The organism is Desulfacinum infernum DSM 9756 (assembly GCF_900129305.1).
Classification (GTDB): Bacteria; Desulfobacterota; Syntrophobacteria; order Syntrophobacterales; family DSM-9756; genus Desulfacinum; species Desulfacinum infernum.
Genome location: NZ_FQVB01000031.1, coordinates 46781 through 57963 on the forward strand (window position 1 = coordinate 46781; position 11183 = coordinate 57963).

At 63.7% G+C, this 11183-nt stretch carries 10 protein-coding genes and 1 pseudogene; 6 read left to right on the top strand and 5 right to left on the bottom strand.

What is annotated here, in order from left to right:
- Positions 1 to 157: 157 nt before the first annotated feature.
- From BUB04_RS14345 to BUB04_RS14355, 3 genes are all read right to left on the bottom strand, one after another.
- A complete protein-coding gene (locus BUB04_RS14345) occupies positions 158 to 832 on the bottom strand; it encodes a DUF1614 domain-containing protein (protein ID WP_073040684.1) in 675 nt (224 codons plus the stop codon).
- Positions 833 to 1027: 195 nt separating this feature from the next.
- Positions 1028 to 2647, bottom strand: a complete 1620-nt coding sequence (locus BUB04_RS14350; RefSeq protein ID WP_245795204.1) for a phosphoenolpyruvate carboxykinase — start codon at positions 2645 to 2647, stop codon at positions 1028 to 1030.
- A gap of 372 nt (positions 2648 to 3019) precedes the next feature.
- Positions 3020 to 3583, bottom strand: a complete 564-nt coding sequence (locus BUB04_RS14355; protein ID WP_073040686.1) for a D-glycero-alpha-D-manno-heptose-1,7-bisphosphate 7-phosphatase — start codon at positions 3581 to 3583, stop codon at positions 3020 to 3022.
- Positions 3584 to 3732: 149 nt separating this feature from the next.
- Here BUB04_RS14355 and rnc point away from each other — a divergent pair, with 149 nt between their 5' ends.
- From rnc to BUB04_RS14380, 5 genes are all read left to right on the top strand, one after another.
- Complete coding sequence (gene rnc, locus BUB04_RS14360; RefSeq protein WP_073040688.1) at positions 3733 to 4443, top strand: ribonuclease III; 711 nt, start codon at positions 3733 to 3735, stop codon at positions 4441 to 4443.
- Positions 4443 to 4694, top strand: coding sequence for a hypothetical protein (locus tag BUB04_RS14365; RefSeq protein WP_073040689.1), 252 nt, complete (start codon positions 4443 to 4445; stop codon positions 4692 to 4694). The genes rnc and BUB04_RS14365 overlap by 1 nt, the downstream gene beginning before the upstream one ends.
- A gap of 141 nt (positions 4695 to 4835) precedes the next feature.
- Complete coding sequence (locus BUB04_RS14370) at positions 4836 to 5195, top strand: nucleotidyltransferase domain-containing protein (protein ID WP_281246606.1); 360 nt, start codon at positions 4836 to 4838, stop codon at positions 5193 to 5195.
- A 316-nt stretch (positions 5196 to 5511) separates the two neighbouring features.
- The gene (locus BUB04_RS14375) at positions 5512 to 6570 is read left to right on the top strand and encodes an elongator complex protein 3 (RefSeq protein WP_073040692.1); all 1059 of its coding nucleotides are present in this window, start codon (positions 5512 to 5514) and stop codon (positions 6568 to 6570) included.
- A 194-nt stretch (positions 6571 to 6764) separates the two neighbouring features.
- Positions 6765 to 7745 (top strand): inverse autotransporter beta domain-containing protein, encoded by a 981-nt coding sequence (locus BUB04_RS14380; RefSeq protein WP_073040694.1) that lies wholly within the window; start codon positions 6765 to 6767, stop codon positions 7743 to 7745.
- 105 nt (positions 7746 to 7850) lie between these two features.
- Here BUB04_RS14380 and BUB04_RS20145 read toward each other — a convergent pair whose 3' ends face one another.
- Both BUB04_RS20145 and gmd read right to left on the bottom strand, forming a co-directional pair.
- The gene (locus tag BUB04_RS20145) at positions 7851 to 9428 is read right to left on the bottom strand and encodes a hybrid nucleoside-diphosphate sugar epimerase/sugar transferase (RefSeq protein ID WP_073040696.1); all 1578 of its coding nucleotides are present in this window, start codon (positions 9426 to 9428) and stop codon (positions 7851 to 7853) included.
- Positions 9429 to 9503: 75 nt separating this feature from the next.
- Positions 9504 to 10547, bottom strand: a complete 1044-nt coding sequence (gene gmd, locus BUB04_RS14390) for a GDP-mannose 4,6-dehydratase (protein WP_073040697.1) — start codon at positions 10545 to 10547, stop codon at positions 9504 to 9506.
- 416 nt (positions 10548 to 10963) lie between these two features.
- Between gmd and BUB04_RS14395 the strand changes: the two are divergent.
- Positions 10964 to 11183: pseudogene (locus tag BUB04_RS14395) on the top strand (IS1380 family transposase); the annotation flags it as partial.

Sequence of the window (11183 nt, forward strand, 5' to 3'; positions counted from 1 at the left end):
AAGGTGAAAGGTTAAAGGTTAAAGGCAAAAGGCGAAAGGTGAAAGGTGAAAGGTGAAAGGTGAAGGGCTGAAGGTTAGGGGTGAAGGGGGAGAACAGAAAGACGGGCTCCCGTTCTCCTTTTCCCTTGGACCTTTCGCCTTTGACCTTTTTCCTCTTTTACCACGACAGGAGCACGGCCAGGATCCCGGTGAGGAAGACCCCGTCGAAGGTGCCCGCTCCTCCGATGGACGCCACCGGAGCCTGCAGCTCCTTGATCCGGTTGAGATTCAGGATGTCGGCGCCGATGAGCGTCCCCAGGGTTCCCGCCACGTAGGCCGTGGGGGGCGCCCAGTGGGGATTGATCACCAGGGCCGTCAGGGCCGCCGCCAGCGGCGGGATGAACATGGGCGTGGCGATCCCCAGGCCGGGTACGGGCCGGGCGATCCGCTGGACCACGTAGGCGACCACGGCCACGGCCAGGAGCATCCGCACGGGATGCTGGGCGTGGGCCAGAAGGTAGAGGGAGATGCAGGTGGGAATCACCGCGCCTCCCACGTTCACCGCCAGCACCATCTCCCGGGGCCGCCGCCGGCGCGGCACCCGGTAGCGGATCCCGAAAAAGGAGACCACCTGCAGCTCCAGGGGCTCCTCTTCCAAGCGGATGCGCTTGATGGGGATGTTCACCATGCTCCCCACGATGCACAGAAAGAGCAGGCTGAAGAGCTGCTCGGGCGGGATGCCCAGCTTGGCGAAGGCCACGGCGAAGAGGCCGAACTTGACCAGTCCGAAGAGAAAGAAAAGGAGGAAGAGAAACAAAAAGAAGAACAGGATGAGAAACGGCGGAAAGAACATGGCTTCCTCCCTTCTTTTCGTGAAATCGTGAAGTCGTGAAATCGTGAAATCGTGAAATCGTGAAGGGCGGGCGCCGCTCCCACAAGGCGTTCATGACGAATGAACGCCCGTTCGCCTTCCTTGCCCGTTTTTTCTCACACAGCGCCTCCCGCCTAACGCCTCACCCCTAACTCCTCACCCCTCACCCCTCACCCCTCACCCCATCACACGGCGCACGTCCGGATCCACCGAATCGGCGAAGGCCTGGAAGTTTTCGCGAAAGAGGCCCTTCAGGTGCTCGGCCTGCCGGCGGTAGGCGTCCTTGTCCCGCCAGGTTTCCTGGGGGCGCAGGATCTTTTCGGGCACGCCCGGGCAGGCGGTGGGGATGTGCAGCCCGAAGAAGGGTTCCCTTTCGAAGGGAACCTCGTCCAGGGCTCCGTTCAGGGCCGCGTGCACCATGGCCCGGGTGTATCGGATGTCGATCCGCTTTCCCACGCCGTAACCGCCGCCGGACCAGCCCGTGTTGATGAGCCAGCAGCGGGCCTGGTGCTTTTGCATGCGCTCCCCGAGAAGCCGGGCGTAGACCGCCGGCGGCAGAGCCATGAAGGGAGCTCCGAAGCAGGTGCTGAAGGTGGCCTGGGGTTCGGTGATGCCCGCTTCGGTTCCGGCCACCTTGGCCGTGTAGCCCGAAAGGAAGTGGTACATGGCCTCCTGGGGACTCAACCGGGAGATAGGCGGCAGCACCCCGAAGGCGTCGCAGGTGAGCATGATGATGTCCCGGGGATGGGGAGCGGTGCCCGTGCGGGAGGTGTTGTCGATGAAATGGAGGGGATAGGCGGCCCGGGTGTTTTCCGTGAGCGAATCGTCGTCCAGGTCCACCAGGCGGGTTCGAGCGTCGATGGCCACGTTTTCCAGCACCGTTCCGAACCGGCGCGTGCAGGCGTAGATCTGGGGTTCGGCTTCCGGCGACAAACGGATCACCTTGGCGTAGCAGCCCCCTTCGAAGTTGAAGATCCCGTTGTCGCTCCAGCCGTGCTCGTCGTCGCCCACCAGGGTGCGGTCGGGGTCGGCGGAAAGGCTCGTTTTTCCCGTTCCGGAAAGGCCGAAGAAGATGGCCGCCCGGCCGTCGGGGCCCACGTTGGCCGAGCAGTGCATGGGAAAGACCCCGCGCTGGGGCAGGACGAAGTTCATCATGGTGAAGATGGACTTTTTGATCTCCCCGCCGTAGCCCGTGCCGCCGATCAGGATGAGCTTTTTGCCGAAGTGGATGAGGATGAAGGCTTCCGAGCGGGTGTGGTCCAGCTCGGGGTCGGCCCGGAAGTGCGGAGCGGCGATCACCGTGTATTCCGGTTCAAAGGCCGCGTACTGGGCCGGGTCCTGGATCCGGATGAACATGTTGCGGGCGAACAGGCTCTGCCAGGCCATCTCGGTGACGACCCGGATGGGAACGCGGTAGGCGGGATCGGCCCCGGCGTAGCAGTCCTGGACGTAGATTTCGCGGCCCTGCAGGTAGGCCAGCAGGCGGGCGTGGAGCCGGTCGAAGTCCGCCGCGTCGAAGGGGCGGTTCACCTGCCCCCACCAGATCTTGTCCTCGCTGGAAGGTTCCCGGACCAGGAACTTGTCGTTGGGGGCCCGTCCCGTGAAGGTGCCCGTGCGGACCACCAGGGGGCCGCGGTGGGCCAGGAGCCCTTCCTGCCTTCGGATGGCCTGCTCGTAGAGTTGAGGGGTGGGGGGATTGTAAAAGACGCGGGTGTAATTGGCGATGCCCTGTTGCTCCACGGGGACTTTCGGGGTGCCGTTTTGGGTCTCACATGCTTCCACTTGGCCTTCCTCCACCTGTGTGCCTCCTGTGCGTGACCACCATGCCCCTTCCGCCGGGGCGTTCTTCCGAGCCTGCGCGAGAAGGGCTTTGCGCCACCAGCGCCCGGGGCATGGCCGTTCTTTTCATCGGGTTTCTCCTATACCAAGGGATGAGCGGGCGGGGATAAACCCCGCCCCTACCCGAGGGATCAGCGTCTTTTGTCGGGGCGGGCTTTATGCCCGCCCTTGCACCATGAACAGGAACCGTGCCGTTTGGGCACTGCTGATCCGCCCTTTCAACGGCCATCCGTCATCCCCGCGAAGGCGAGGGTCCAGCATGGACTGCCAGCACATTGTGAACTCCCGATTGCGCGTCAGTGACGGTTTACGGAGCTCTCGGGCAAACCCCTAGCCGGTGCCGGGAAAAAGATCTTCTACTGCATCCAGCAGGGTCGTGTAAATGGGCACGTGGGCCGGAAGGGGGCCGGAGATCCCGTCCCGGCGAAGAAGCACGGGCCGGCATCCGGCGTTTCGGGCCGCGTCCAGGTCCGATACCTTGTCGCCCACGAAGAAGGTCTGCGATGGATCCAGGGGGTAGAGGCGGGCGGCCGCCCGGAGCATCCCGGGGGCGGGCTTGCGGCATTGGCAGCCCTCGTCCGGCCGGTGCGGGCAGAAGAAGGCGGCGGTGATGTCCCCGCCGTATCGTCGGATCTCGGCCGCCATGTTCCGGTGAAGCTCGAAGAAGGCGTCGAAGCCCATGAGGCCGCGGTTCAAGGCCGACTGGTTGCTCACGACCACCACGCCCACGCGCCGCTCCCGAAGGATCCGAAGGGCGTCCAGGGCGTCCGGGTAGAAGTGGAACTCGTCCCAACTCTTGATGTAGTGGGGGCTGTCGCGGTTCAACACCCCGTCCCGGTCCAGGAAGACGAACCGGGAGACGTCCGGCTCCACGTGGTTGATCCACACGATCATGGGATCGGCCCTTTCATGCCGGGGGATGATCCGGTTTTCATCTGGCACCTTGACAGGACTTGGGGTTGCGGAAAGAATCAGGGAACACTCTCGAAAAGGCGTGCCTTCCGAACGATGGCACTCCTATCTGGTAGCAGGAAAAGGCGGACATGGCAACTTCCTTGCAAAAGCTGACCGATGCTCTGGAACATCGATTCCGGGATCCCTCGCTCCTCCGACAGGCCCTGGTGCACCGGTCCTACGCCCACGAAAACCCGGAAAAGGCGGCGGGGGACAACGAGCGTTTGGAATTTCTGGGCGATGCGGTCCTGAGCGTCACCATGGCGCACCTGCTGGTGGAGCGGTTTCCGGATCTGAACGAGGGGGATTTGTCCAGGCTGCGGGCGTCGCTGGTAAACGAGAGGCGCCTGGCCCAGGTGGGCCGGGCCATGGGCCTGGGCCGGCTTCTCCTGTTGGGGAAAGGCGAGGAGCAGTCCGGCGGGCGTGACAAGCCGTCGCTCATCGCCGACGCTGTGGAGGCCGTGCTGGGGGCCGTCTATCTGGACGGGGGCCTGGAGGCGGCCTTCCGGGTGGTGCGGAAGTTCCTGGGTCCTCTGCTGGAAGAGGAAGCGGAGGCGGCCGATCCCTTGAGGACGCTGGACAAGGACTTCAAGACCCGGCTGCAGGAGATCACCCAGGCCCGCTTCCGCCGGACGCCGGCCTATGCCGTGGAAGGCGAGGACGGCCCGGACCACGACAAGACCTTCCACGTGGCCGTGACCCTGGACGACGAAATTTTGGCCCGGGGGTCTGGAAAGAGCAAGAAGGCCGCCGAACAGGACGCGGCCCGAAAGGCCGTGGAAAGGCTGGGGGAGTCGTGATGGACAGGAAAGGTGCCGCCACCTTTGTTCCGGCGCCCACGGGGTGGACCGTGCACCGACTCGAGGAGCGGGAGCGGGAAAAGTGCCTGGAGGTGATCGCGGAGGTCCTGCGTCGCCGGGACGCGATTGTTTTTTCCCTGAATTGGACGGTTCTTTCTAATGGACAGCTCCTGAAGGGCGGGCGTAAAGCCCGCCCCTACAAAAAGCCCCGGACCCATTGGGTAGGGGCGGGGTTTATCCCCGCCCGCTAATCACGCGGTGTAAGAGACACCCGAAGAAAAAATCGCTCAGATTAGGCAAAAGAAATGCAATGCTCCCTTGGGTAGGGGCGGGGTTTATCCCCGCCCGCTAATCACGCGGTGTAAGAGACACCCGAAGAAAAAATCGCTCAGATTAGGTTTTCCTATGCCCATGGATCCTTTGCGGCCGGGGAACCTTTCCGGGACGTGGACATCGCCGTCTGGCTGCGGGCCGACCGAGCCGTTTCTTCCCGATTCCATTACGAAGACGAGCTCTCGGAAGCTGTGCGCGGTGCGATTCGCTCCGTGCTGCAGAGGAATCTTCCCGCGGATGTTCGGATTCTCAATGAAACCCCCATCCCGTTTCAATTCCGAGTGTTTCAAGGGCGGGTGCTTTCGAGTGCAGACGATGAGTTTCGGCTCGACCGGGTGACTTACGTGATAAGCCGGTACCTGGACATGAAACCCTTGCTTGATCAGGCCCTAAAGGACATCCTGCATGGCGGCTCCTAATATTTGCCATCACGGGGCGGCGCGCAAGGTCGGCCGGGTGCCCGAGGAGTACGCCCGGCGTGCCGCGTCCTGGTTGGAGATGCCGAAGGACTGCGATGTGTGAGTTTGCGACGCGAGAAGCCGGAACTGTAGGGGCGAAAGATCTTTCGCCCCTACACTCACCGGGCCTTCCAAGTCCCTGAGCGTGAGCTGCAAGGACCGCATCTTTCGTAGCGCAGCCCTTGAGGGCTGCGACGAAGCCCCCACGCGACCGGTTCTTTCGCGCTTGGGGCGGCCGGGATCGTCGGCTTCGGAAGTTGCTGCAGGAGACCTCCGCGTGAAAAGGCCCGTCATCTATCCCGTCTTTCTGCCCCAGCAGGGGTGCCCCTTCCGGTGCGTCTATTGCAACCAGCACGCCGTGACGGGCCTGCCGGAGCGGGCGCCGTCGGACGCCGTGACCCATGGCGTGAAGGCGGTGGCCGAACACGGCCGGCGGGCGCTGGAAACGGGAAGGCCCGGCGAAATCGCCTTCTACGGCGGCACCTTCACGGCGCTGGACCGGGAGTCCCTGCGGGCTCTTCTCCGGGAAGCGGCCTCCTGGACGGATCGGGGCGCCTTTACGGGGATCCGCTTTTCCACCCGCCCGGACGCCCTGGAAGGGGACGTTCTGGATCTTCTGGCGGAATACCCCGTTCGCACGGTGGAAATCGGAGCCCAGAGCCTGGACGACGCGGTGCTGGAAGCTTCACGGCGGGGCTACGACGCGGCCCGGGTGACGGCGGCCTGCCGCGCGGTGCGGGAATGGGGCCGGCGGCTGGGATTGCAGCTCATGGTGGGCCTTCCCACCGAAACGGAAGACCGGTGGCGCCGAAGCGTGCTGCGGGTGGTGGAACTCGCCCCCGACTTCGTGCGGCTCTACCCGACCCTGGTCCTTTCCGGTACGATGCTGGCCCGCTGGTACCGGGACGGCCGCTACCGGCCCCTGGAACTGGAAGAGGCCGTGGACCGGTGCGCCTGGGCCGCGGACCGCTTCGATAAGGCGGGCATTGCCATCGCCCGCATGGGCCTGCATCCCGATCCCGCCCTGGACGCCCCCGGCGCGGTGCTTTCCGGCCCCCGCCATCCGGCCTTCGGCCACCTGGTCCGCTCCCGCCAGTGGCGCCGCCGCGTGGACGCCGCCTTGGAACGGGCGGCGGCCCGTTGGAACGGTGGGAGCCAAGCCGGACAGGGGGATGCCGAACCGTCCCCGGCCTCGCTCGAGGTCCACGCGCCCCCCCGCCGGCTGAGCGAAGTCATGGGTCCGCTCCGGAGCAACGTGTCCCATTGGAAGGATCGCTGGGGATTCCGGCAGGTATGGGTGCAGGAAGCCGATGCCTTTCGGGTCCGCTTCCAGTGAGGCCTTCTCCCCCTTTACTTGCTTCCGCCGATTGTTCTAATCTACAGAAAAAGCCTTTCCTTTCCTGCGGTTGCTGAATCCGACGAGACGCCGTTCGCTTTCACCGCCGAACCTCTGTGGGCATCGGGCATGAGTCATCCGCGTCCAAGCGCGGTTTTCTTTCACAGGAACCCGAGGACCGAAAGGAGGTTGCCATGACGGGGATCAGACGGTTTGTGTGGGTCGGAGTCGTGACGGTCGGGATGGTCCTGGTTGCCGTGGGGGGAGTCGCCTCGGCGGGCGACTGGGGCCCGGGACCGTGGCCGGGACAGCTTCGGCTGGGCGGGTTCGGCGGCTTGGGGGGTGCGGAGCCCCGCGCGGAGGGGTTCGCCAACCTGTTCGTACCCTTCTGGGGGGATTCCCGGGCGCTGGCATTCCTGGACGCCACGGGCCGCATGGACGACGACGATGCGGAGACGGTGAGCGTGGGCGTGGGATTTCGGCTGATGCACCGAACGGATTGGATCCTGGGGGCCAACGCCTACTACGACCATGACTGGACCCGGTTCGGAAACGATTTCGAACGCATGGGTTTGGGCGTGGAGGTCCTGGGCCGGTGGGTGGAAGCCCGGGCCAACGGCTACCTGGCGGTGGGGGACGAGAAGGAGAGGGTTCCCGAGCGGGACTTCGTGAGGTCGGCCAACGGCGCGACGGTCACCTACCGGGCCTATGAGGAGGCCCTGGAAGGGCTCGACGCGGAGGTGGGCGTGCTGGTGCCGGTGGTGAGCGACCGGGTGGAGACGCGGGTTTTTGCCGGGGGCTACTGGTTCGATTCGGACGTGGGGGACAACCTGGAAGGATTCCGGGGCAGGCTGGAGGTTCGTCCCAACGCGTACGTGTGCATCAGCCTGGAAGTGCTGGACGATGACGACCGGGGGACGGACACCTTCGTCGGCGGCTGGATCAACATCCCCCTTTCCGCCGAGGGAGTGAAGGACGCCTTGGCGTCCCTGGGTTCGATCTTTCGTTTTTCGGCGGGCCCGCGCACCATGGCCCAGCGCATGGTCCAGCGGGTCGTCCGGGATCCCCGGGTCTTCCAGCCCCTCCGGTATGAGAAGCGGACGGCGGCGTCCCCCGAAGGCCCTTCCGAACGCGTTGAAAGTCCTGTGAACGGCGGCGAAAGTTTGCCTCTTTAAGAGGGAGACGGGGAGGGCGCGGAGACCTGATACACGATCATCCAATGCCTCGCTGAGAACCATCGGGTCGCTGCGGGGCTCCGGCCCCGCGGCTACCCGGGTCGCCTAGTCCTTGGATCGGATGCGGTCTTCGCGTCCCCTGCCCAGGAGGGTCTCCACGATATAGCGCAAGTAATCGGCGGGCGTCAGGGTTTCAATCAGGCGCCGATCGGTTTCGGCCAGGAGTTCCGGCGTGGACATGTCGATGCCTTTAACTTGGGCGAGGCCCGTGATGCCGGGCCGGGCCCGGTGGACCCCGAGTTTTTCTCTCGCCTCGATGAGCTCCCTCTGAGAGTAAAGGCAGGGGCGCGGTCCCACCAGGCTCATGTCTCCTTTCAGCACGTTGAAGAGCTGCGGCAGTTCGTCCAGCTTGGTGCGCCTGAGCCGGCGCCCCAAGGGCGTGACGTGAGCCGGATCCGCCATGTGCGTGGCCACGGAAGGGGTTTCGGGCTTCATGGTCCGGAATTTGACCAGGGTGAAGGGTTGTCCGTGGCGCCCCACGCGGACCTGGCGGAAAAGAGGGGAATGGCCGTCCCGGTTGTTGAGCGCGCAGATCACGGCCATGAGAGGCGCCGCCGCCGCGAGTCCCAGTGCCGAAAAAAGCACATCGGACACGCGGATCCAGCGGGAATTCGGGGGCTGCTCTGCGCGCGGGTCCATTCTCTGCGGACGGCGGCGGGTATACGCGGCGGCCGCCTTCTGTTGGGCCGTGCGCCGGAGCGCCTCGTCCACGCCCACGGGCGGCACCCAACCCAATAGGCGCCGGGCCTTGAAAATATCCAGCTGAAAGGAACCCAGGAGACGGCGGACCATGTCCTGTCTTCCCAGGAGCTGGGCGGTTGTCTCCAGGAGCGGCGCGGGAACGGGGAGCAGCCTTGGGGAGCGGCGTCCCATGGCAAGCGCCAGGCGGCGCAGCAGCTCGGCCGTCGAGAGATCTTCTCCGTCCGAGACCAAGAAGGCATGTCCCGCGGCGGCCGGATGCTCTACGCAGGTTTCAATCAGATCCACCAAATTGTCCAGGGCCGCCAGGCTTCGGCGGTTGTCGCGAACCGCCCCCAGGGGCAGGGGGATGCCGCGTCTCATCCATCCCATGAGCCGCGCGAAGTTTCCCTTCACTCCCGGTCCGTAAACCAGGGGCGGGCGAATGACGACCAGCTCCATTCCCGTTTCCCGGGAGATTTCCTCCAAGGCTCTTTCCGCATCCCATTTGGAACGGGCGTAGGCGTCCTCGGGTGCCGCGGGATCATCTTCGCGAAACGGGCGGCCGGGTCTGGACGTCTCCCCATGGACCTTGGCCGAACTGATGAAGATGAACCGGCGCACGCCCGCCTCGGCGGCCCATCGGGCCAGGCGGACCGTTGCTACCGTGTTGGTGAGGTGAAAGGATCCCTCGTTGTTCTCCCGCCCGCGGGGCGGCGCGTCGACCCGGGCGGCGAGATGGATGCACACGTCCGGTTTCCAGGGGGGTAACGGATTGCTCCGGAGATGGAGGAAGTCACCGGTCTGCAATGGAACCACATCCTCCGGCAACCCGTGGGGTGTGGACCGGCCCATCGCGATGACCTGCAGGCCCTCCCGCCCCGCCAGCCGGCGCACCAGCGCGCTGCCGATGAAGCCGCTCGCTCCCGTGACCAGAATTCGCATGACCGTCTCAGCTCATCTTGCGGAACGTGTTAGCGTGTGCCGGGTCAAAACCGAAACACCGCTCCCGAGGGGCTTCTAGAAGTTCAGATGTTCAAGTTCTCCACGGGCCGCGCGGTCCATGTCGGCCTTCACCATCATCTCCACCAGCTCTTCGAAGGTCACCTTGGGGGTCCATCCCAGTTTCGTTCTTGCCTTGGTGGAATCGCCCAGCAAGTAATCCACTTCGGCGGGCCTGTAGAACGCCGGGTTCACCCGAACGATCACGGCCCCCGTCTTCCTGTCGATGCCCTTGGTATCCGCCCCTTCGCCTTCCCAGGCGATCTGGAACCCCAGCTGGGCCGCAGCGGTCTCCACGAACTCGCGGACCGACCGGCTTTCTCCTGTGGCCAGCACGTAGTCGTCGGCTGTGGGCTGCTGGAGCATCAGCCACATGCCTTCCACGTAATCGCCCGCGAAGCCCCAATCCCTCTTGGCGTCCAGGTTTCCCAGTTCCAGCACCTCCTGCTGGCCGTGTTTGATCTTGGCAAGACTTGCCGTAATCTTACGGGTGACGAACTCCCGGCCTCTCAGGGGGGATTCGTGGTTGAAGAGGATTCCGGAGGAGGCGTGCATGCCGTGGGCTTCCCGGTAGTTTACCGTGATCCAGTGGCCGTAGAGTTTGGCCACCGCATAAGGGCTGCGCGGGTAGAAAGGGGTCTTCTCGTTCTGGGGCACTTCCTGCACCTTGCCGAACATCTCGGATGTCGAAGCCTGGTAGAACCTGGCCTCCGGTCGGATGGTCCGCACCGATTCCAGCAGGTAGGCGACCCCGACCGCGTTCACGTTGGTGGTGTAGATCAGCTGGTCGAAAGAGATCCCCACAAAGCTCTGGGCCGCCAGGTTGTAGATCTCATCCGGCGCGATCTCCTGGATAGTCCGCATGATGTTGGTGAGCTCCAGGAGATCCATGGGCACCAGCTTCACCTTGCCATCCAGTTGCAGGTCGTGGAGTCGCCACAGGTTGACCGAGGCGCTGCGCCGGTAGGCCCCGTAAACTTCGTAGTCCTTTTCCAGTAGAAATTTCGCCAGGTACGCTGCATCTTGGCCTGTGATTCCGGTAATGAAAGCACGCTTTGGCATCGATTTTTCTCCCTATATTGATGAAACGAGGATGAAGAATACGTTGATTCATTGCCGTGCAATGTCCATCTTCATTGCGCGAGTAGAAACGTGGCGGATTTACGGTGGCGCAGTCGGAACCGCTTTCCTCGCTCCTGGGCGCGGGGTCTCGGCCCTGCCTGCATCCCCGAGGCTTTCGGGTCAAAAGGCAGCTTGTGGTGGTGGTATTATAGGGGTCTGAAGGTATGGATATCCTTTTAAAACCTTTCGGGTAGCCGAATTAAGTGCCTAAGAAGTAGATTGGCCTGTAGTAGAAGACCTTAATCCGTGAGTGTGATTTTAACCAAACAAATATCAGACCTTATCTAGGGTTTTGAATTTACACGTGTTTTGTGCTATAGAGTCTCCTGTCAACCTTTCACTTGGCAGGTGCTCGCATGAAGAAAATTGTGATCGAACAGTCTTCGAAAGCCTTCTACAGCAGCCACTCGGGTTTGGCTCTGGTAGGGAACCTGATCAACGGCTATACAAGCCTGTGCGAACGGTTGGAAAAGGAAGTTCCCGGGCAGCCGAGGGTTTCGCACGGGGATGTGGTGAAGACCTATCTCGGTCTCCTGTGCCTGGGCAAAAGTGATTTTGAAGCCGCACAGGGAGTCG

Excerpts from the sequence above, each read along its gene's own strand:
- BUB04_RS14345 (WP_073040684.1), bottom strand. The coding sequence starts at position 832 with ATGTTCTTTCCGCCGTTTCTCATCCTGTTCTTCTTTTTGTTTCTCTTC.
- BUB04_RS14355 (WP_073040686.1), bottom strand. The coding sequence starts at position 3,583 with ATGATCGTGTGGATCAACCACGTGGAGCCGGACGTCTCCCGGTTCGTC.
- rnc (WP_073040688.1), top strand. The coding sequence starts at position 3,733 with ATGGCAACTTCCTTGCAAAAGCTGACCGATGCTCTGGAACATCGATTC.
- BUB04_RS14365 (WP_073040689.1), top strand. The coding sequence starts at position 4,443 with ATGGACAGGAAAGGTGCCGCCACCTTTGTTCCGGCGCCCACGGGGTGG.
- BUB04_RS14380 (WP_073040694.1), top strand. The coding sequence starts at position 6,765 with ATGACGGGGATCAGACGGTTTGTGTGGGTCGGAGTCGTGACGGTCGGG.
- BUB04_RS20145 (WP_073040696.1), bottom strand. The coding sequence starts at position 9,428 with ATGCGAATTCTGGTCACGGGAGCGAGCGGCTTCATCGGCAGCGCGCTG.
- gmd (WP_073040697.1), bottom strand. The coding sequence starts at position 10,547 with ATGCCAAAGCGTGCTTTCATTACCGGAATCACAGGCCAAGATGCAGCG.